Origin of the sequence: Methylocella sp., from assembly GCF_044226135.1 — a bacterium.
GTDB lineage: Bacteria > Pseudomonadota > Alphaproteobacteria > Rhizobiales > Beijerinckiaceae > Methylocapsa.
Window position 1 is genome coordinate 16,823 of sequence record NZ_JBGAHM010000028.1, and the last position, 21,547, is coordinate 38,369.

The 21,547-nt window shown below is 69.9% G+C and carries 14 protein-coding genes and 1 tRNA gene; 11 read left to right on the forward strand and 4 right to left on the reverse strand.

The window, feature by feature from the left end; all coding sequences use genetic code 11:
* Positions 1-94 precede the first annotated feature (94 nt).
* The 6 genes from eda (at position 95) to ACILRB_RS11885 (ending at position 6,842) form a co-directional block, all read left to right on the forward strand.
* Positions 95-742: a bifunctional 4-hydroxy-2-oxoglutarate aldolase/2-dehydro-3-deoxy-phosphogluconate aldolase gene (gene eda, locus ACILRB_RS11860; protein WP_395666498.1), complete on the forward strand. Its 648-nt coding sequence runs from the start codon at positions 95-97 to the stop codon at positions 740-742.
* 7 nt (positions 743-749) lie between these two features.
* Positions 750-1,427, forward strand: a complete 678-nt coding sequence (locus ACILRB_RS11865; RefSeq protein WP_395666499.1) for a class II aldolase/adducin family protein — start codon at positions 750-752, stop codon at positions 1,425-1,427.
* A 235-nt stretch (positions 1,428-1,662) separates the two neighbouring features.
* Positions 1,663-3,555, forward strand: a complete 1,893-nt coding sequence (locus ACILRB_RS11870; protein WP_395666500.1) for a GSCFA domain-containing protein — start codon at positions 1,663-1,665, stop codon at positions 3,553-3,555.
* Positions 3,556-3,623: 68 nt separating this feature from the next.
* Positions 3,624-4,550, forward strand: a complete 927-nt coding sequence (locus tag ACILRB_RS11875) for a methyltransferase domain-containing protein (RefSeq protein ID WP_395666501.1) — start codon at positions 3,624-3,626, stop codon at positions 4,548-4,550.
* A 67-nt stretch (positions 4,551-4,617) separates the two neighbouring features.
* Positions 4,618-5,511, forward strand: coding sequence for a methyltransferase domain-containing protein (locus tag ACILRB_RS11880; protein ID WP_395666502.1), 894 nt, complete (start codon positions 4,618-4,620; stop codon positions 5,509-5,511).
* The gene (locus ACILRB_RS11885) at positions 5,508-6,842 is read left to right on the forward strand and encodes a hypothetical protein (protein WP_395666503.1); all 1,335 of its coding nucleotides are present in this window, start codon (positions 5,508-5,510) and stop codon (positions 6,840-6,842) included. Before ACILRB_RS11880 ends, ACILRB_RS11885 begins: the two co-directional genes overlap by 4 nt.
* Positions 6,843-6,864: 22 nt before the next feature.
* Here ACILRB_RS11885 and ACILRB_RS11890 read toward each other — a convergent pair whose 3' ends face one another.
* Entirely contained in the window at positions 6,865-10,491 is a 3,627-nt protein-coding gene (locus ACILRB_RS11890) for a glycosyltransferase (protein ID WP_395666504.1), read from the reverse strand.
* Positions 10,476-11,786, reverse strand: coding sequence for a class I SAM-dependent methyltransferase (locus ACILRB_RS11895; protein WP_395666505.1), 1,311 nt, complete (start codon positions 11,784-11,786; stop codon positions 10,476-10,478). The genes ACILRB_RS11890 and ACILRB_RS11895 overlap by 16 nt, the downstream gene beginning before the upstream one ends.
* A 174-nt stretch (positions 11,787-11,960) precedes the next feature.
* On the opposite strand from ACILRB_RS11895, the gene ACILRB_RS11900 reads away from it, so the two are divergent.
* Positions 11,961-14,261, forward strand: a complete 2,301-nt coding sequence (locus ACILRB_RS11900) for a glycosyltransferase (protein WP_395666506.1) — start codon at positions 11,961-11,963, stop codon at positions 14,259-14,261.
* A gap of 119 nt (positions 14,262-14,380) precedes the next feature.
* Here ACILRB_RS11900 and ACILRB_RS11905 read toward each other — a convergent pair.
* Positions 14,381-14,455, reverse strand: a tRNA-Thr gene (locus ACILRB_RS11905).
* A 692-nt stretch (positions 14,456-15,147) separates the two neighbouring features.
* Between ACILRB_RS11905 and murA the strand changes: the two genes are divergently transcribed.
* From murA to pheS, 4 genes are all read left to right on the forward strand, one after another.
* Positions 15,148-16,437 (forward strand): UDP-N-acetylglucosamine 1-carboxyvinyltransferase, encoded by a 1,290-nt coding sequence (gene murA, locus ACILRB_RS11910; RefSeq protein ID WP_395666507.1) that lies wholly within the window; start codon positions 15,148-15,150, stop codon positions 16,435-16,437.
* Between the two features lie 86 nt (positions 16,438-16,523).
* Positions 16,524-17,051 (forward strand): DUF2948 family protein, encoded by a 528-nt coding sequence (locus ACILRB_RS11915; RefSeq protein ID WP_395666508.1) that lies wholly within the window; start codon positions 16,524-16,526, stop codon positions 17,049-17,051.
* 101 nt (positions 17,052-17,152) lie between these two features.
* Complete coding sequence (locus ACILRB_RS11920) at positions 17,153-18,967, forward strand: aminopeptidase P family protein (protein ID WP_395666509.1); 1,815 nt, start codon at positions 17,153-17,155, stop codon at positions 18,965-18,967.
* Between the two features lie 92 nt (positions 18,968-19,059).
* A complete protein-coding gene (gene pheS, locus ACILRB_RS11925; RefSeq protein ID WP_395666510.1) occupies positions 19,060-20,142 on the forward strand; it encodes a phenylalanine--tRNA ligase subunit alpha in 1,083 nt (360 codons plus the stop codon).
* An 18-nt stretch (positions 20,143-20,160) separates the two neighbouring features.
* On the opposite strand, the gene ACILRB_RS11930 is transcribed toward pheS, so the two are convergent.
* Complete coding sequence (locus ACILRB_RS11930; protein WP_395666511.1) at positions 20,161-21,525, reverse strand: bifunctional folylpolyglutamate synthase/dihydrofolate synthase; 1,365 nt, start codon at positions 21,523-21,525, stop codon at positions 20,161-20,163.
* Positions 21,526-21,547 lie beyond the last annotated feature (22 nt).

Consider the following 21,547-nt stretch of genomic DNA (forward strand, 5'->3'; position numbering starts at 1 on the left):
GATGAAATAACGGGCGCCGCCGCGGCCTGCGCGTCTTGCGTCCGCGGCGGCGGCTGCGCCAGAAACAGAGCCTGACAGTTCGGGGACGGGCCACATGCGCTACCAACACACAGACGCCACGCTCGCCCTCATGCAGGCCGCGCCGGTCATTCCCGTCATGCAGGTGGCCGACGCCGCCGACGCGCTCGCCCAGACCAAGGCGCTGCTCGCCGGAGGGCTGCATGCGCTCGAAATCACCCTGCGCACCCCGGCGGCGCTGAAGGCGATCGAAATGCTCGCCCGCGCCTATCCCGAGGCCGCGATCGGAGCCGGCACCGTCACCTCGCCCGAACTCATGGAGCAGGCGGTCGAGGCCGGCGCGACCTTCCTCGTGAGCCCCGGCATGACGCGCTCCCTGCTCAAGGCGGCGCGCAGGTCGCCCGTGCCGTTTTTGCCCGGCGCCGCCACCGCCTCCGAGGCGATGGAGCTGTTTGAGCGCGGCTTTCGCTGCATGAAATTCTTCCCGGCCGAGCCCGCCGGCGGGGCGAAATATCTCGCCTCGCTCGCCGGGCCGCTGCCCGACCTCGTGTTCTGCCCCACGGGCGGGATCGACCCCGAAAAGGCCAAAGCCTATCTCGCGCTGAAGAACGTCGCCTGCGTCGGCGGGTCGTGGATGGTCGCGCCCGCGCTGATCAGGGCCGGCGACTACGAGGCCGTGGAGCGGCTCGCGCGCGAAGCGGCGGCGCTGCGCCAGACCCCATAGGCGCGCCGTGAGCGAGCCGGGCGAATTCGCCCTGCGCCAGAGCGTCGTGTCGGCCTGCCGCGAGATGAACGCCTCGGGGCTCAACCAGGGCACGGCGGGCAATATTTCCGTGCGCTTCTCGGGCGGGCTGATCGTCACGCCCTCGGGCGTGCCCTATGACGCGATGACGCCCGACGATCTCGTCTTCATGGGCTTCGACGGCTCCTATTCGCACCGCCTCGCGCCCTCGTCCGAATGGCGGCTGCACCGCGACGTGCTCGAGGCGCGGGCGGAGTTTTCGGCCGTCGTCCACGCCCACCCGATCTACTGCACCGCCTTCGCCATGTGCCGGCGGGAGATTCCGGCGGCCCATTACATGATCGCCGCCGCCGGGGGGGCGACGATCCGCTGCGCCGACTATGAAACCTTCGGCACGCCGGAGTTGTCGGCCGCGGCGCTGAAGGCGATGGAGGGCCGCGCCTGCGCGCTCATGGCCAATCACGGCCTCGTCGCCGCCGGCCCCGACCTCGCCCGGGCGATGTGGCTCGCGCTCGAGGTCGAGACGCTGGCGCGCCAATATGCGGCGGCGCTGCAGATCGGCCGCCCGGTGCTGCTCGACGATGCGGAAATCGAACGAAACGTCGAGAAATTCAAGAGCTACGGCCTGCGCCGGCGCCAGGAGCCCGGCCAGGGCCCCGAAGGCTGAACCGCGCGCCGTCCGATCCCCGTTCGCCGCCCCCCCTCCGCGCAGCCAAAAGGCCGGGGAGGGGTCAAAGCCGCGCGCCGGTTTATTTTCGGCGGGCGCGACGCTAAGGTCTGCGCGCGTCCCGGCGCTTCTTCCCCTTCGCCGCCGGCTTGACACATTTCGGCGTTCGGTTCTCTCGATCGGATTTTGGCGTCGATTTTCTGCGCAAAGACGCGCGCCCGGGCAAAGGACGGCCATGAAAATCGTAGTGGGCGGTAATTGTCAGGCGGTGCACGGCCTGGGGCCGAGCGTCAGGGCCATGGTCCCCGAAGCGGAGGTGACGGTCCTGCACGTCGCCGGGCGGCTGCCCGACCCTTTCCCCGAGGCCGACGTGATCTTTTTGCAGACCTATCTGCTGCAGCAGCCGCAGCCGAAGGGCGTGATCCATCCGGCGCCGGGCTTCTACTATCCGGGCTTCCACCCCGACCTGATCTATTGCGGCGTCGACGGCCGCAACCTGCAATCGCCCCTCGACGACTATAATTCCGCGCTCGCCATCTACGGCTGGCTCAGGGGGCTTTCGGTCAAGGACACGGCGCGGCTGTTCTGCGAACCCGTCTTCGAGCGCCTCGGCTATTTCGACTATTGCGCGATCGGCGACAGGGCGCTGGTCGAGGAGGGCGAGCGCGCCCGCATGGACCTTTCGCCCCTGCTCGCCCGATGGAAGACGCAGGGCTGCTTCGCCTATTCGGTCAACCATCCAAAACTGTTCGTCTGCGCCGACGTGGCGGCGCGGCTGCTCGCGCAGGCCGGCGTCCCCATCTCCGCGCCCGACGCCGCGAAAGGGCTGCATGACGGCTTCGGCGACGGTTCGGTCTGGCCGCTCTATCCGGAAATCGGCGCGCGCATGGGCCTTCCGGGAGACTACACGTTCAAATGCGCGCGGGGCGTCTTCGACCTCGAAAGCTTCATCGCGCGCTCCTTTGAAATGTACGCCGCGACCCCTCGCGAAAAGATCCAGCCGACGCGCTTCATCGAGGAGAGCGAGAAATACCGCGACCTCGAGCGGCTCGTCGCAAAACGGGCCGGCAAGGCCGACAACCCCTACGCCGGCCTGCCGGACTCGAGCTACTGGCGCCGCGCCATGACCTTCGGCGATCCGGCCGAGGTCGATCTCGTCGCGGCGCCGAAATTCGCGATCGAGCCCTCGGACGCCATCGCCACCGCCGGCAGCTGCTTCGCGCAGCATCTCGCCAAGACGCTGATCGCCAACGCGAACAATTATTTTTACGCGGAGCTTCCGCCGCCGGGCATGTCGGCGCTCGAGGCGGCCGGGCGCGGCTATGGCGTGTTCAGCGCCCGCTACGGCAACATCTACACGGTGCGCCAGCTGCTGCAGCTGTTCCAGCGCGCCTATGGCGAGTTCGAGCCCGTCGACGTCGCCTGGCGGCGCTCGGACGGGCGCTTCATCGACCCGTTCCGGCCGCAGATCGCGGCGGACGGCTTCGGCTCGCCGGAGGAGGTCGCCGAGGATCGAAGGCTGCATCTCGCCGGCGTCAGGCGCGTGTTCGAGGAGAGCCGCGTCTTCATCTTCACGGCGGGGCTGACCGAGGGCTGGATCGCCGCGGCCGACGGCGCGGCGTTTCCGGTCGCGCCCGGGGCGGCCGACGCGCCGCAGGACCCGGCCGCCTATCGTTTCGTCAACTTCAGGGTCGCGGAGATCGAGGCCGATCTCGAGCTGTTCATCGCCAGGCTCAAGGGCGTCAATCCGGGCGTCAAGCTCATCTTCACCGTGTCGCCCGTTCCGCTCGTCGCGACTTATGAGCGGCGCAACGTCGTCGTCGCCACGACCTACAGCAAATCGGCGCTGCGCGCCGCCGTCGAGGAGGTCGTGCGCGACCGCGCGGACGCGGATTATTTCCCGTCCTATGAGGTGATCACGAGCTGGTACAATCGCGGCCGCTATTTCGCCGACGACCTGCGCTCGGTGACGCCCGAGGGCGTCGCACATGTGATGCGGCTGTTCTCGAAGCATTATCTTGGCGCCGCGGGCGGAAGCGCGCCGGACGCCGCGGCGGCCGTGCGCGCCGAGATCGCGCGCGCGGCGAAGATCGTCTGCGACGAGGAGCTGCTCGACAACGGCGCCTGAGGGCAAGGCCGGTTTTTGATCGTCGCGCGGCCCTCAAGAGCGTGGCGCGACCCGGGAGGATGCGCGCGATGACTCCTGACGCCGTGGCGGCTCCGGCCGGTCCGCCCGAACTCGATTTCGAATTCTACCGCGCAGCCCACGCCGATCTGTCGGGCTTCGACGTCGCGGGGCTGCGGCGCCACTTCGACCTGCATGGCAAGGCGGAAGGCCGGGCCGGCTCGCCGCTCGCCTATCGCGAGCAGTTCGTCGCCGCCGTCCCGCGCGATCTCGACACGCTGGAGATCGGGCCCTTCTGCGCCCCCCTGCTGCGCGGCGAACATGTGTTCTACTTTGACGTCGCCGACCGCGAGGCGCTGATGCGCCGGGCGGCCGTGCTGCAATACCCCTATACCGACGCGCCGGAGATTCACTTCGTGTCGCCGCAGGCCGACATGTCGGTCGTCGACCGCGCGTTCGACCAGCTGTTCAGCTCGCATTGCGTCGAGCACCAGCCGGACCTCGTCCGGCATCTGAACGAGGCGGCGAGAGTCCTGAAGCCCGGCGGCCGCTATTTTCTGCTCGTGCCCGACAAGCGCTACTGCTTCGATCATTTCCAGCCGGCGACGTCGCTTGCGGACGCGCTCGGCGCCCATGTCGAGGGCCGGCGCCGGCATTCTGCGGAAAGCCTGCTCAGGGCCAAACTGATCAGGACGCACAACGACCCCGGCGCGCACTGGCGCGGCTCGCATGGCGCGCCGATCGGGCTTTCGCTCGGCGACGCCCGCATCCGCGAGGCCTTCGGCCAGACCGCGGCCGAAGCCTCGGCCTACGCCGACACCCACGCCTGGTATTTCACGCCAGAGTCGTTCCGCGACGTCGTCTGCGCCCTGCGGCGCCTTTCGCTGCATGGCCTCGACGTCGAACGCGTCTATAATACGCCTTTCGGCCGGATCGAATTCGCCGCGACGCTGAGGAAGCCGTGCGACGGACGGCGCGCGGATGTGGGCGTCGCCTGAACGAAAACATGGTCTTGAACGTCGCGCGGCCGTTCGCGACGCAGCGCGAAGCTGAAGGATATGCGCGATGACGCACGACGTCGTGGAAGCTTCCGCCTTTCCGCCCGAGCTCGATCTCGAATTCTACCGAGCGGCCAACGCCGACCTGTCGGGCTTCGACGTCGCGGGGCTGCGGCGTCATTTCGACCTGCACGGCAAGGCGGAAGGCCGCGCCGGCTCGCCGCTCGCCTACCGCGAGCATTTCCTCGCCGCGATCCCGCGCGACCTCCAGACGCTCGAAATCGGGCCTTTCTGCAAGCCGGCGCTGCGTGGCGGGAACGTCTCTTATTTCGACGTCGCCGACCGTGAGGCGCTGATGCGTCGGGCGGCCGTGCTGCAATATGCTTACACCGAGGCGCCGGAGATCCACTTCGTGTCGCCCGAGGCCGACATGGCGGTGGTCGACCGGACGTTCGACCAGCTGTTCAGCTCGCATTGCGTCGAGCACCAGCCGGACCTTGTCCGGCATCTGAACGACGTGGCGCGCGTGTTGACGGCGGGCGGCCGCTATTTCCTGCTCGTGCCCGACAAACGCTACTGCTTCGACCATTTCCACCCCGGAGCGACGCTTGTCGACGTGCTCGGCGCCCATATCGAAGGGCGGCGCAGGCATTCCGCGGCCAATCTCCTCAGGGCCAAGATCACGGCGACGCATAATGATCCCGGCGCGCACTGGCGGGGCGAACATGGCGCGCCGATCGGGATCGCGGAGGGCGACGCCCGCGTCCGCCAGGCCTTCGACCAGACGACGGCCGAGGCCTCCGTCTATACGGACACGCACGCATGGTATTTCACGCCGGAGGCCTTCCGCGACATCGTCGCCGCGACGGGCCGGCTCGGGCTGCATCCGCTCGAGGTGGAGCGCGTCTACAACACGCCGTTCGGCCGGCTCGAATTCGCCGCGGTTCTGGCCAGGCGGTGAGGGGCGGCGCGACCGCCGGCGCGCCGCCGCTTCGCCTCGTCGCCGCCCTTCTGGCGCTCATGGGGGCGGCGCGCGCCGAGGCGCCCGCGAAGCCGCCGGCCGAGCCGCCGGCCGCCACGTTCGACCTTCAGGAAAAACTCGACGCGATCGCCCAGGGCGGCGAGGCGCGCCTGCCCTGCGGCGCCTTCCGCCTCGCCGAAACCGTCAGCGTCGTCATCGCGCCGGGCGCGCATCTCGCGCTTCGGGGCGGCGGCGCGGGCTGCACCAGGCTTTTCGCCGGAACAAAAGACGCGCTGCGCTTTTTCTATGGCGGGCCGGATTCGAGCCTCACGCTCGAAAATCTCACGCTCGTCACGGAGGGCTCCGGCGCGACGGCGATCGCCCTGACGCTGAAGGCGGCCGAGGCCAATCCGGCGGTCGGGGCGGTCAGCGTGTTGCGCGACGTCGCGCTCGTCGGCGCGGATTTTACGGGCGCGCGGACGAACTTCTGGGCGCGGGGCGTCGTCGTCTCGGGGGTGTCGAACGTCGACTATGACGCGCTGGCCTATATGGGCCGCAGCGGCGTTGGCGAGGCGATCGTCATTCGCGGCGTGGCGGAACGCAAGACCTATTCCGTCTCGCACCGGATCAGGGGCGCGCGCATCGTCAATTGCGGAACCGGCGTTTTTTTCGGCGACTGGACGCAGGGCGTGTGGGTCGTCGACAGCGACGTCGTCGGCTGCGCGCAGGGGATCGTCACCGAGCCGAAGCCCGCCGGCGAGCTCGACCAGCTGTTCGTGCGCGGCAATGAATTCGGCTATGGCCTCAAGGACGTCGTCGTCGCCGGGCCGATCTCCGACGTCGTGATCACGAACAACCAGTTCGGCGACGAGCGCGGGCGCGGCTATGCGGGCGTGACGCTCGCCGGCGCGAGGCAATATGTGGTGGCCGGCAATGTGTTCTTCTCGACCAATGGCGCGGGCGCGACGGCGATCCGCCTCGCCGGCGCCGCGCCGCGCGGCCCCAATCTCGTCAGCGGGAACGCGATCTTCGGCTTCGCCGCGGGCATTGAGGTCGGGCCGGTCGCTGCGCGGGCGAAGATCGCCGGCAATGAGTTCGGCCGCAACGCCGTCGACTACGGCGTCGCCCCGGGCGCGTCCGGGCTTTTGATCGTCGACGACGCGCCGCGCCCGCTCGCCGCCTTGCCGGCCTGCGGCGCGGGCCTCGACGGCTCGCGCTTCGTGGTCAGGGACGCGAAGGCGCCGAAATATCTCGAGCCGCTCGAAGACGGCGGCGAGCGCCGCGTCGAAGCCCTGTGCGACGGGCCCGCGGCCGGCTGGCGCGCGCATTGAAGGCGCGCCCGCAGGCTTCGCGTCAGCCCTGCGCCTCCCGCGCCTTCATGTCCGCCGCAAGGCCCGCCTCGACGGCGTCGATCGTCTCCTTGAAGCGTTCCGGCGAACAGTCCTGCCTGACCCGCTCGAGCGCGTTCTCGCGCAGGCGCGCCCAGAGCGACGCATCGGTATAGAGCCGCGCGCAGGCCTCGGCGAAGGCCTCGGCGTCGTCGCCCGTGAGAAGGTCGCGTCCGTCGCGCCAGCCGAGCTGGCCGGCGAGCAGCGGCGTCGTCACGCAGGGCAGGCCGCGGCTCGCGGCCTCGTGGATCTTGTGCGGGATGCCGGCGGCGAAGCGCGTCGGCGCGACGAAGATCCGGCTGTCCCCGAACAGCTGCGAAAGGTCGTCGAGCGCCCCGGTGGCGACGACGTCGCGGCCGACCCGCTGGCTGACGGCGGGCGATTTGTTGAGCCCGGCGACGATGAATTTGAACGGCTCGCGCAGTTTCTGGCGCAGCAGCGGCAACACCTTGTCGACGAACCAGATGATGGAGTCGCCGTTCGGCGTGTGGTCGGCGTGGATCGCGCCGACGAACAGGATCCCGCCGCGCTCGGCGAAGCCGTTGCGCGTCGGGCGCGGTTCGAGCGCGTGGCCGAGCACGCGCACCTCCTTGTCGGGCCAGCGGCGCGCCACCTTGTCGCGTTCGCCCGGCGAAACGCAGAGCACGGTCGAGGCGAAGCGGGCGATCTGCATCTCCTCTTCGAGCAGGCGCGCCTGCTCCTCCTGCGGGACGGTTTCGCCGCGCAGCCGCTTGAGCGCGATGTCACGGTCGGTGAACAGGGCCTCGGCGTCATAGACGACAGGCCGGCCGCGCAGGAGGTCGGGTTCGCGCTCCAGCGCCGCGTTGAGCGGGGTCATGTTATGCGGGCGGCTGACCAGCACGGCGTCGTAGAAGCCGGCGCGGGCCTTGATGAATTCGAACGCGGTCTCCATCGAATAGCCGAAGGCGACCTCGACCCTCGGGTCGAGAGTCTTGCGGATTTCGGTCCAGGGATGGGGCCGGTCGAAGGTCGGCAGCAGCGTGACCTCGGCGCCGGCGGCGCGCAGCCCCTCGATCATGCGCCGCGCGCGCGGAAAGCCCGCGCCGAGCGCGTCATGCGGCACGAAATCGTCGATCACGAGCAGCCTGAGCTTCCGCGGCCCGGCCGTGCGGGCGAACAGCACATTGGCCGGCGCGGGCGGCAGATGCCGGGCGAGCGTGTCGGCGTGGAGGGCGAGGAACTTGTCGCGGTTGCGGATCTGCAGCTGGATCGCCTGGTCGTTGTTGGCGGCGCTGGCGAATTCGAAATGGTTCACCACGACGGCCGGATCATAGACGATCCGCCAGCCGTTCTCCCACAGCCGCAGGCAGTAGTCGGTCTCCTCGTAATAGGCCGGGACGAAGATCTCGTTGAAGCGGCCGAGGTCGTGGAACAGCGCCGTGCGCGTCAGCAGGAAGGCGCCGGAGCAATAGTCGACGTCGCGGCGGAAATTCGCCTCGAAATGCTCGGGGTCCGCGCCGCGGCGATAGCCGAGGCAGGTCCCGTCGTTCCACATGATGCTGCCGGCCTCCTGCAGCAGCCCGTCCGGCAGGATGAGCCTGGCGCCGACGGCGCCGACGTCGTCATTTTCGCGGATGAGGTCGAGCGCGGCCTCGAGCGTCCCTTCCGGCAGCTCGGTGTCGTTGTTGAGCAGCAGCAGGGTCTCGCCGCGCGCGAGCTCCGAGGCCGCGTTGACCGCGCGCAGGAAGCCGAGATTGCTCTCGTCGCGCCGCACGACGAGATTGTCGCAGCGCTCCAGAAGCTCGCCCGTGCGGTCGCTCGAGCCATTGTCGTAGACGATGATTTCATAGGGGAAGGGCGCGCGGCCGAGGCGCCTTTCGAGCGAGGCGAGGCAGGCGTAGGTGAAATGCGCCTTGTTGAAGAGCACGAGCACGATGCTCATCGCCGGCTGCTCGCTCCGCGTGAAGCGCAGCCTCGCGCCGGAGGCGAGGAAGGCCGAAAGACCATCCTCGATTTTTGCGATATGGAGCGCCTTGAGCTCGGCGAGCGGCTTCGCCGGCGGCGGGTCCTTCGGCCCGCCCCGCGCTTCGGCGAGCGTGCGCTCGGCGAGCGAGACGTCATAGCCCTTCCCGGCCAGAACCTCGCGCCAGCTCCGGCCGCCGTCGTCGGCGAAGCCGTCGCGCAGCGCCATGACCTTGACGAAGGGGAAGCCCTCGTCGATCAGGCCGCGCCAGTCGAACAGCGTGCGGTTGTCGGACTGGGTCGTGGACGGGAAGGCGACCTCGCAGACGAGGCCGGCGCGGCGCAGGGTCGGCGCGAGGCGCACCTCATATTGCCGGATGACCTTGTCCTTGTCGGCGAAGGCCACCACGCCGTCGATGAATTTATGAAAGGCGCGGCTCGCGAGGGCGCGCGCCTTGAGCGCCACGAAGAAGCTCTGCACATGCCAGGAGATCTCCTGGCTTTCGGTGAGGCCGACGAAATCGGCGGCGCTGTCGCGGATCCTGCTCAGGAGGGCGGCGAAATCGGCGTCGTTGGTCGGGCCGAACAGGCTGTCGTTGAGAAGATAGAGGATCTCGACCCCGTAGAGCTCGGGATGGAGCCGCAGCGCATGGGCCCAGGCGGCGAAGTCGAGCCCGGAATTGCGGCGCACGACGAGCCCCGCGACCTCGCCGAGAAGCGCGGCGTCGGCCTCGACGAACTCCGCGTCGGCCGCGACGAGAAGCACGACGTCGACGCCCTGCCGCCTGAGGGCGTGCAGATAATGACGCACATGCGGCTTCAGCCGGCCCGCCGGCGAATGGGTGACGAACAGCGCCGCCTCCCGCCCGACGGCCGGCGGCTTGAGAACGCAGATTTCGGCCGCCTCGACCGGGCTGAAGGGGACGCAGGCGACGCGGCCGCCGGCCTGGCCGTAGCGCAGGAAATGGTCGAGCGGGTCGACGCCGGCGTCGGCGACGTCCTTGTAGAGGCGCAGGTAAAGCTCGGTGTCGAAGCGCAGCGACGGGTCCGCCTTGCGGCCCTTGCCGATCAGCTTGTAGTGGACGAGCGGATTGAGGCCGAGCTCCGCGGCGTCGGGATTCTGCTCCATGTACCAGGAGGTGTCGAAGAGCGGATTGGGATTGCGCCCTTCGGCCGCGCCGTGGCGAATGAAATGGCGCAGCGCGTTGGTGTTCGCCGTGGCGACGTCGGGATAGTGCTCGCGATACCACGACGTGTCGAAATAGGGATTGGGGTCGCGTCCCTCCCTGTCGCCGTGTTCGACGTAATGCTTGAACGGGCTGAGGCCCTCATCGCGCACGTCGGGATTGCGGTCAAGATACCATCTGGCGTCGAACAGCGGGCCGGGGCTGCGTCCCTCGGCCGCGCCGTGCCGCACGAAATGATCGTAGGGCTCCATGCCGCTGTTTCTGACGTCTTCGTAGCGGTCGAGATACCATTTGGCGTCGAACAGCGGATCGGGCTTCTCGAAACGCAGCAGGCGCTTCGCCTGCGAGAGCTTGCGGCGGCCGGCGCGAAGCGGCGCGGTCAGCCGCCAGGACGAGCTTGCAAGCAGCGCCTCACGTTCGCCGCCAAGACGCGCGGCGCCGCGTTTCTCGCGCGCGAGCTCCGCGCTCAGGGCGTGCCGCATTCGGCCTCGACCGGCTTCTTGGCGTCGAGCTCGCGCCGCGTCGCGGCGGCCTTCGTTTCGGCTTCGCCCAGCAGTTTCGTCAGCGTGACGATTTCCTCGACGCGGGTTTCGCTTTGGGCCCCGGCCTCGGCGGCGGCGTCGGCCATGGCGTCGCGCCGGGCTTCGGCCTCGCGCAGTCTGGCGCGCAGCTCGTCGAGGCTCGCCAGGCGCGCGAGGACCCGGGTTTCGAGCGCCTCGGCCGCGGCCTTCGCGGCGATCGCCTCGCGCTCGGTCTCGGAGAGGGCGGCGCGGACCTTCTGGAACGCGGCCTCGGTCGCTTCGGCGCGCTCGGCGAGCGCCGCCTGCGTCGTCCGCGCGGCGGCGGCCTCGCGCGCGCTCGCCTCGAGCGCGGCGCCAAGGCGCCGCCCTTCGGCGCGGGCGGCCTCGATCTCGCCGCGCGCGGCCTCGCGCGCGGCCGAGGCCTCGCGCAGCTGCGCGCCGCTCTCGTCGAGCGCGCGCCGCAGCTTGTGCGCCGCCTCCTCCCAGCGCCTCGCCTCGAACGCCTCGGCGCAGCCGCGCCCGAGCCGGGCGAAGGTTTCGCGCACGGCCCGTCCCGCGTCGGCGTCGCGGTCGATCTCATAGAGGCGCGTCATCCACTCGCTCTGGAGCGCGCCGACGCCGACGACGCCGAGGCCATGGCCATGGCTGAACTCGAAAGTCGGACGCTCCCGCCGGATCTCCTCGAAGAATTTGAAGACGCCGAAGCCGCGCTCCCGCACGTTGACGTCATGCAAGAGGACGACGGCGCGGTCGGAGAGTTTCGGCAGCCAGGTTTCGAAGTCGTGCCGCACGGCCTCATAGGCGTGCAGGCCGTCGATGTGCAGCAGGTCGATCGAGCCGTCGCTGAAATGCGGCGCGGCCTCGTCGAAAGTGCTGCGCACGAGCCGCGAGAACGACGAATAATGCGCGTCGTTGTAGGCCTGCGCGCGCTGATGGATCTCTTCGCCGTAGAGGCCCGCGTGCGCGTCGCCTTTCCAGGTGTCGACGCCATAGCAGCGCGCGTCGAGCCCGAGTTCGGCGACCGCCTGGCAGAACGCGAAATAGGACGGCCCGTTGTAGACGCCAAGCTCCACGACCGTTTGCGGGCGCAGCGCCGCGACCGTCCAGAACGCGAAGGGAATATGCTCGAGCCAGGCGGATTCGGCCAGAAAGGCCGGCGGCGCGAACATCGAGCGCAGGGAGAACAGAAAGGCTGCGCGTCCGGGCGCGTCGTCAGGCTCCGGGCTTTCGGTCTCAGGCGTGTAGGACAGGGCCAAGTGGGGCTCTCCTCATTCCGGTTGCGCGCAGGAATTCCCGCGTCCGTCGGCCGGCGCCGCAGGGCCGCGGCGGCTCAGGCGTGTCACGCTCGCGTGAACGAAGCGTTGACTTGGCGGCGCGGCTTTGTTTTTCTGATGGAAATCTAGCTATTATCACAGATGGATGCAGAAACGGTGCAAATCGACGAAAGCGAAATCGCCCGGGTCGAAACGTCAGAGCTGTTCGACGCCGTCTGGTACCTGAAACACTACCCTGACGTAAAGGCGTCGGGGCTTCGCCCCGCCGAGCATTACATTCGCTACGGCGCCCGTCTTCTGCGCGATCCGGGGCCTGAATTTCATACACGCTTCTATCTCAGGACCTATGAGGACGTGGCGCAGGCGGGCATGAACCCCCTGCTTCATTTCATCAAACATGGGCGATTGGAGGGCCGCGTCGGCAAGGACGCGTCGCGCGGCGCGCGAAAGCGCGCGTCGCCGTTCTCGCCCGCGGCGCCGGCGTCGGGCGCCCGGTCCGGGCGGGGCGACGGACCCGTCGTCCTCGTCTCGGGCGAGCCCTTCGAGCGGCCGGGCTTCGTCTATCGCGTGGAGCGCTACGCCGAAGCCTTCCGCAAGGCCGGAGAGACGGCGCTGATCATTCCGCGCGAGCAGCTCGGCGACCATCTCGAAACGGTCGCCGCGGCGAAGCTCCTGTTCATCTGGCGCGCGAACTGGGGCGGCGTCGCCGCAGCCATCGAGACGGCGCGGCGCAACGACGTTCCGGTCGTGTTCGATCTCGACGACCTGATGGCGCGTCCCGAACTCGCCAACGAAACCTATATCGACGCGATCCGCTTCAACCGCATGAACGTCGACGGCGTGCGCGCGCATTACGACGACATCCGCCGCACCATGCTCGCCTGCGACATGTCGTCGGCGAGCACGCATGAGCTCGCCTGGCACATGCAGGCCGCCAACGAGCGCCGCGCGACCTTCGTGCTGCCGAACGGCTATGCGCAGGAGGCCTATCTGAAGTCGCGCCTCCACGCCCGCCTCAAGCGCGCGCGGGCGCGGGACGATCACGACCGGCTGGTCCGCATCGGCTACGCCAGCGGCAGCCGCACGCATCAGGCGGATTTCCGCCAGTGCGTCGGGGCGGTGGCGCAGGCGCTGCGCGAGAACGAGAACTGCCGGCTCGTGCTGTTCCGGCTCGGGCCCACGAAGACGCTCGACCCTGGCGAATTCGAGGAGCTCGTGGGCCTCGAGGGCCAGATCGAATACCGCCCCTTCGTCGCGCATCACGACCTGCCGACCGAAATGGCGCGCTTCGACGTCAATCTCGCGCCGCTCGAACATGGCAATCCGTTCTGCGAGTCGAAGAGCGAGCTCAAGTTCTTCGAGGCCGCGATCGTCGACGTCCCCACCGTCGCCTCGCCGACGGGCCCGTTCCGCCGCGCGATCGCGCATGGCGAAACGGGCTTCCTCGCCGCCACGCCAGAGGAATGGTCGCAGGCGCTGACGGCGCTCGTCGGCGACGCCGGCCTGCGCCGGCGCATGGGGCGCGAGGCGCATCGCCGCGCGCTCTGGCCATGGGGGCCGACCCGCCGCGCCGAGCTCGCGCGTTCGCTCGTCGACCAGCTGCGGCCCGGGCGTGCCGGCAGCCGCGCGGCCTTTTTCGAGGCGGCCTCGGCGCAGCGCGAGATCGCGCCCGTGCCGATGGCCGAGGCGCGGATCGTCGCCGAACATGATTCGGGCGAAGCCTCGCGCGTGACGGTGGTTGTGCCGCTCTACAATTACGAGGGCTTCATCGAGGAGGCGCTCGACTCGGTCAAGGCGCAGACGCTGCAGGACCTCGACCTCGTCGTGGTCGACGACGCCTCGACCGACGGCTCGCTCGAAACGGTCAGGGGCTGGATGGAGGCGAACGCCGCGCGCTTCAACCGCGCGGTCCTCGTCAGCCATGCAAACAACGTCGGCCTCGGCGCCGCGCGCAACACCGGCATCGACATGGCCGACAGCCTCAGCGTCATGCTGCTCGACGCCGACAACAGGCTCCTGCCCGAATGCTGCGCCGTGAGCCTCGAAAAGATGGAGGCCGAAGGCGCGGCCTTCGTCTATCCGGTCATCAGCGTGTTCGGCGCCGAAACCGGCTTCATCGGCACGCGCCCCTTCCGCCCGGCCAATTTCGTCCCCGGCAACTACGTCGACGCCATGGCCATGATCTCCAAGGAGGCCTGGGCCCGCGTCGGCGGCTTCTGGACGGAGCGGATGGGCTGGCAGGATTATGACTTCTGGTGCCGCCTCGTCGATCATGGCCTGCATGGCGTCCACATCGACGAGACGCTGGCCGAATATCGCGTGCACGGGAAGTCGATGCTGCGCACGGCGACCGACAGGCGCGGCAACAAGGCCGCCCTCGTCGCGCGCCTCGAGGCGCGCTATCCCTGGATCAGCCTGCAGGACGAGCGCGTCGGCTATCGCGTGGCGCAGGACTGAGCCGCCGCCGCGGCTTTGGGCGCGCAAGAGGGTCTTGAGCACAAGAGGGTTTTGGGCGCAAGAGGGTTTTGGGCGCAAGAAGGCGTCAGGCGTCTGGCGGGAAAAACGGCGCATCGGACTGGTGCTGCGAGAGAGGATTGAACTCTCGACCTCTCCATTACCAATGGAGTGCTCTACCACTGAGCTACCGCAGCGCCGGGGGCTGGCCGAAGCCTCGCCTGAGGGCGTCCGTCTTTGGGCGTCCGTCTTTGGGCGACGGTCTCAGGCGACCGTTCCGGGCGACGTCCGCCGGCCGTTCGGCGTCGGCCGATCGGGACCCGCCTATTGGCACAACAATCCGGCGCAGGCAAGCCCGCGCCGCGCCGGGCGGGCCGCTTTCTGGCGCAGGGGCGCGGCTTCGCCGCAAAGCCGCCGCGCTTTGGGCTCATGGGGTCCTGACCTTGGCCGTCGCGCAGCGGGGCGCCGCCGCAGGGGCGCGCCACATGCGCGCGCCACCCACATGGGCTGTCGCGCTTGTCGCGCCGGCCGTGGCGCACTAAAGCTTGCGCCCGCGACGCGCGGCGGGCGTTTGCGCGCGATTTCTTAACGAGATGGCCAGAAAACTTGACGGCCCCCCGGACCCCGACGCGGCCGGGCGGAGCGAAAAAGACGAAAGGCGCAGGCGGCTCGCCGCCGCGCTGCGCGAAAATCTCGGCCGCCGCAAGGCGCAGGGCCGGGAACGCCGCGCCCGGGAGGACGGTCAGGGCGAGGGCGAGGGCGACGAGGGCGCCGGGCGCGAGGACGCGCCGGCTGGGCCCCGCGACGCTTGAGCTGATCGAGCCCCGCGCAGGAGCGGGGCGCGGCGCGGCCCTTCGGGAGGGGCGCCGCCGGACGGAACGGGGGATTGATGGACCGCATTCGCATCGTCGGCGGGCGTGAGCTCAACGGCGTCATTCCGATCTCGGGCGCGAAAAACGCGGCGCTGCCGCTGATGATCGCCTCGCTGCTCACCGCCGAGACGCTGACGCTCGAGAACGTGCCGGACCTCGCCGACGTCAACCGCCTCCTGCGCATCCTCGGCAATCATGGCGTCGACCATATGGTCGAGGGCCGCCGCTTCGGGGACACGCCCGACGCGAGCCGCACCATCCGCCTGTCGGCGCGCGACATCGTCGACGTCACGGCGCCTTACGAGCTCGTCTCCAAGATGCGGGCGAGCTTCTGGGTGGTCGCGCCGCTGCTCGCGCGCATGGGCGAGGCGCGGGTGTCGCTGCCCGGCGGCTGCGCCATCGGCACGCGCCCCGTGGACCTGCTCATCATGGCGCTCGAAAAGCTCGGCGCGAGCGTCGAGATCGAGGCGGGCTACGTCCACGCCACCGCGCCGCGCGGCCTGCGCGGGGCCGAGATCGTCTTTCCGAAAGTGACCGTCGGCGGCACCCATACGGCGCTGATGGCGGCGGCGCTGGCGCAGGGCGCGACGCGGATCGTCAACGCCGCGCGCGAGCCCGAGATCGTCGACCTCGCCGCCTGCCTCAACAAGATGGGCGCGAAAATCACGGGCGCCGGGCGCTCCGAGATCGAGATCACGGGCGTCGGCCGGCTCAACGGCGGGCGCCATCGCGTCCTGCCCGACCGCATCGAGGCCGGCACCTACGCCATCGCCGCCGCCATGACCGGCGGCGAGGTGACGCTGCAGGGGGCCGAGGCCGGGGCGCTGCAGAGCGCGCTCGACGTGCTGGCGGCCGCCGGCGCCGACGTCTCCGTCTCGAACGAGGGGGTCAGGATCCGGCGCAATGGCGCGGGCCTGTTTGCGGTCGACGTCGAGACGGCGCCCTTTCCGGGCTTTCCGACCGATCTTCAGGCGCAGTTCATGGCCCTGATGACGAAGGCGAAGGGCCAGTCCCGGATCACCGAGACGATCTTTGAAAACCGCTTCATGCACGTGCAGGAGCTGGCGCGGCTCGGCGCGCGCATAAAACTCGACGGCGACGTGGCGCTGGTCGAGGGCGTCGAGCGGCTCGAGGGCGCGCCCGTCATGGCGACGGACCTGCGCGCCTCGGTCTCGCTGGTCATCGCCGCGCTCGCCGCCGAAGGCGAGACCATGGTCAACCGCGTCTACCATCTCGACCGCGGCTTCGAGCGGCTCGAAGCCAAGCTTTCGGGCTGCGGCGCGGTGATCGAGCGACTTTCGGGCTGACGGCGGGCGCCGCAAAGCCGCGGAAAATCCGGCTTTGGAGGCCGCGGCGTCTTTACGCCGCGGATTTCCGCATCATCTAACAGCCAGTGGCGAACACGGCCCGCCTCGCGCGGCGCGGCGGCCGGACCAATTTCGAGCGGATCAAGATGACGCAGACGGCGACGACGAGCGAGCTCAGGCTGATCGCGCGCGACGCGGAGGATCTCGCGATCGTTTCGGCCAATCTCCAGGACGCGCTGACGCTGGTCGCAGACATGGCCTTCGACCCGCAGGCCGGGCGCTTCACCCTCTACGCCTGCCGCTTCGACTGGCTGAAGGCGACGACCGGCCCGCTCGAGCGCTGCCGCACGGGCCTCTATTTCGAAGGCGTCGAGAAGGCCTCCTGCGCCGGCTTTTCGCGCGGCGACAAGGCGCGCATCCTCAACCTTCTGAGCGTCGTCTTCCTCGAAGGCGGGGAGGGCGGCGGCGTCGTCGAGCTGACCTTTTCGGACGGCTGCGGCGTGCGTCTCAAGGTCAGCCGGCTCGACGCCAAGCTGTGCGACCGCGGCGAGCGCTGGCCCGCGCGGGTCCGCCCCGGCCACGCCTGCGCCGAGGAGGGCGACGCGCAGGGCTGACGTTCGGTTTCGGGCGTCGCGCGGGGTCCGGGCGCGGCGCGTCAACGCCGCCGCCGGGCGCCCGGCTTGTCGGGCGGCGAAGTTCCGCTTACGTTGCGCAAATGTTTGAAAGCGCTTTCCAATCCTTTGAGGACGCGGCCGACGGCGCGGCCGGTCCTGTTCGTCTCGCGGCCTTGCGGCAGGAGCTCGCCCGCCTCAAGCTCGACGGCTTCGTCGTGCCGCGCGCCGACCGCCACCAGAACGAATATGTCCCTCCCTCCGAGGAGCGGCTCGCCTGGCTCACGGGCTTTTCCGGCTCGGCCGGAACGGCGGTCGCGCTGCAGGACCGGGCCGCGATCTTCGTCGACGGGCGCTATACGCTCGCCGTGCGCGGGCAGGTCGACGTGGACAGCTTCGAGCCTGTCGACAGCGGCGAGACCTCGCCCTCCGACTGGCTCGCGCGGACGCTGAAGCCCGGCGCGCGCGTCGGCTATGATCCGTGGCTGCACACGCAGGGGCAGGCCGAGCGCCTCGCCAAGGCGGTCGCGACGGCGGGGGGAGAGCTCGTCGCGCTCGACGCCAATCCCATCGACGCGATCTGGCGGGACAGGCCGCCGCCGCCGCTCGGGCGCGTCGTCCTTCACCCGCGCAAATTCGCCGGCGAGAGCGCGGCGCGCAAATGCGCGCGCGTCGCGGCCGCGCTCAAGGACGCGGACGCGCTCGTCGTCAGCGACCCGCATGCGCTCGCCTGGCTGTTCAACATCCGCGGCTCCGACGTCGCCCATACGCCGCTGCCGCTCGGCTTCGCGCTCGTGCCGGCGTCAGGCGCGCCAAGTCTCTATCTCGACCCGCGCAAGCCTGGCGCCGCCGCGAAAAAGGCGCTCGCCGCGCTCGCCGAGCTCAAGGCCCCCGACGCGCTCGAACCCGACCTCGCGGCGCTCGCGCAAAAGGGGCGCAGGCTGCTGTTTGACGCCGCGACCGCGCCCTCGCGCCTCGTGACGCTCGTGCGGGGCGCGGGCGGAACGGCCGAGGTCGGGACCGACCCGATCGCGCTCATGAAGGCGCGCAAGAACGACGCCGAGCTCGACGGCGCGCGCGCCGCGCAGCTTCGCGACGGCGCGGCGCTCACGCGCTTCCTGTTCTGGTTTTCGCAGAACGCGCCGGCGGGCGGGCTGACCGAGATCGAGGCGGCGCAGGCGCTCGAAGGGTTTCGCCGGCAGACCGGGCTTTTGAAGGACCTGTCCTTTCCGACCATTTCGGCGGCGGGGGCGAACGCGGCGAGCCCGCATTACCGCGTCACCACGAAAACCAACGCCCGCATCGGCCGGGGGATCTATCTCGTCGATTCGGGCGCCCAGTACGAGGACGGCACCACCGACGTCACGAGGACCCTCGCCGTCGGGCGCCCGACCCCCGAGATGCGCGACCGTTTCACCCGCGTGCTGAAAGGTCATGTCGCCATCGCCCGTCTGGTCTTTCCGAAGGGCGTGTCGGGCGCGCAGATCGACGCCTTCGCGCGGGCGGCGCTGTGGCGCGCGGGGCTCGACTTCGACCATGGCACGGGCCATGGCGTCGGCGCCTATCTTTCGGTGCATGAGGGGCCGCAGCGCATCTCGAAGCTCGGCGCGACGCCGCTCGAACCGGGCATGATCCTGTCGAACGAGCCCGGCTACTACAAGGCCGGCTGCTGGGGCATCCGCATCGAGACTCTGGTCGTCGTCGAGCCCCGCGCGATCAGGGGCGCCGAGCGGGAGACCTACGGCTTCGAGACGCTCACGCTCGCGCCGATCGACAGGGCCCTGATCGAGCCGAAGCTGCTCGACGACGGGGAGCGGGCGTGGCTCGACGCCTACCACGCGCGCGTGCGCAAGGCGCTCCAGCCTTTCCTTTCGCGCGAGGAAAAACGCTGGCTCGCGGCGGCGACGGCGCCGCTCTAGCGGGCCTGCGGGCGTTTGCGGCTTTCGCGCCGCGCGAAATGATTTAAGAAGACCGCGCGAACCCCACATACAGGCGCCTGGCCGATCTTTCGATGACAGACATCTCCGCACTCGAGACGAACATCCTCGCCGACATCGCCGCCGCCTCCGACGAGGCCGCGCTCGAAGCGGTCCGCGTCGCCGCGCTCGGCAAGAAGGGCTCGGTCTCGGCGCTTCTCTCAGGGCTCGGCAAAATGTCGCCCGAGGCGCGCAAGACCGAAGGCGCCAGGATCAATCTCGTCAAGGAGGCGGTCGCCGGCGCGCTGGCCGAGCGCCGCGCGGCGCTGAAGGAGGCCGCGCTCGAGGCGCGCCTCGCGTCGGAGACCGTCGACGTCACCCTGCCGCTGCGGGCGCAGGGGGCGGCCGCGGGCCGGGTCCATCCGGTGAGCCAGGTGACGGACGAGCTCGCCGAGATCTTCGCCGACATGGGCTTCTCGATCGCCGAGGGGCCGGACATCGAGAGCGACGACTATAATTTCACCAGGCTCAACTTTCCGCCGGACCATCCGGCGCGGGAGATGCACGACACCTTCTTCTTCGAGCCCGGCCCCGACGGGACGCGCCGCCTGCTGCGCACCCATACGAGCCCGGTGCAGGTGCGCACCATGCTGACGCAGACGCCGCCGATCAGGGTCATCTGCCCCGGCCGCACCTATCGCTGCGACTCGGACCAGACGCATACGCCGATGTTCCATCAGGTCGAGGGGCTGGTCATCGACCGCTCGTCGAACCTTGGCCATCTGAAGTGGATTCTCGAAGAATTCCTGAAGGCGTTCTTCGAAACAAAAAGCGTCAAGCTGCGCTTCCGGCCGAGCTATTTCCCCTTCACCGAGCCCTCGATGGAGGTCGACGTGCAATGTTCGCGCGCCGGCGGCGAGATCAGGTTCGGCGAGGGCGACGACTGGCTCGAGATTCTTGGCTGCGGCATGGTCCATCCGAACGTGCTGAAGAACTGCGGGCTCGACCCGCAGACCTATCAGGGCTTCGCCTGGGGCGTCGGCATCGACCGGCTCGCCATGCTCAAATATGGCATGGCCGACCTGCGCGCCTTTTTTGAAGCGGACGTGCGCTGGCTGAAGCACTACGGCTTCCGCCCGCTCGATTTCCCGAGCCTCGCCGCCGGCCTCAGCGCGTAACGGGGCCGCGCGAAAACTTCAGCGCGGCGGGGTGCCGTTGAGCGCCAGCGCCTCGCCGGCGAGATAGAGGCTGCCGGCGATGAGGATGCGCGGCGGCGTCGGCCATTCGCGCGCCGCGAGAAAGCGCAGCGCGTCGGCGACGCTGTCGCAGGCGGCGGCGTCGACGCCGGCGGCCTTGGCGGCGGCGGCGACTTCGGCCGCCGGCTTGCCGTAGAGGTCGGCCCTGACCGGCACGGCGATGGCCTCCTGCGCCAGCCCTGCGAAGGCGCGCAGGAAGGCGCCCGTGTCTTTCGTGGTCAGCGTGCCGCAGACGAGCACCAGCGGGCGCTCGGCGCGCTCGCCGAAATCGGCCATGGCCTCGGCGACCGCGCGGCCGCCGTCCTCATTGTGGCCGCCGTCGAGCCAGATCTCGGCCCCCGCGGGGGCGAGTTCGACGAGCCGGCCCTTGACGATGTTCTGCAGCCGCGCCGGCCATTCGACCTGCAGCAGCCCGCGCTCGAAGGCCTCGGCCGGAAGCTCCGGCGCGATCAGGCGCGCGAGCGCGACGGCGGTCGCGGCGTTCTCGATCTGGTGGCGCCCGGGCAGGCGCGGCAGCGGCAGATCGATGAGGCCGCGCTCGTCCTCGAAGATCAGCCGGCCCTGCTCGGCGCGCGCGAAAAAATCGCGCTGCGCCTCGATCAGCGGCGCGCCCTTGCGCCGCGCCTCGCGCCGCAGCACGTCGAGCGCGCGCCCGTCCTGGGGGGCGACCACGGCCGGGACGCCGGGCTTGAACACGCCGGCCTTCTCGAAGGCGATTCTGTCCACCGTCGCGCCCAGAAACTCCGGGTGGTCGATGGAGATCGAGGTGATCGCGCAGGCCGCCGGCCGCTCGACCACATTGGTCGCGTCGCCACGCCCGCCGAGCCCGACTTCGAGCAGCAGGAAGTCGGCCGCATGGCGCGCGAAAATGTCGAAGGCCGCGGCGGTGGTGAACTCGAAGAAGGTGATGGGGGCGCCGCCGTTCACCTCCTCGCAGCGCTTCAGCGCGGCGTAAAGCGTCTCGTCGTCGACGAGCTGGCCCGCCCCCGGCGCGCCGAGGCGAATGCGCTCATGGAAGCGCACGAGATGCGGCGAGGTGTAGACATGGGCGGTCTGGCCGCCGGCCTCGAGGATCGCCCGCAGGAAGGCGATGGTCGAGCCCTTGCCGTTGGTGCCGGCGACATGGACGATCGGCGGCAGGCGGCGCTCGGGCGAGCCGAGCGCGGCGAGCAGCCGCTCCATGCGCCCGAGCGTGAGCTCGATGTCCTTTTTGTGCAGCAGGTAGAGGCGGCCGAGCAGCGCGTCGAGCGCGCGTTCGGTCTCGTGCGGCCCGGTTGCGGCCTCGCCTGGAGCGGCGGCGGACATCGGCGCGTCCGTTTTCCTGACG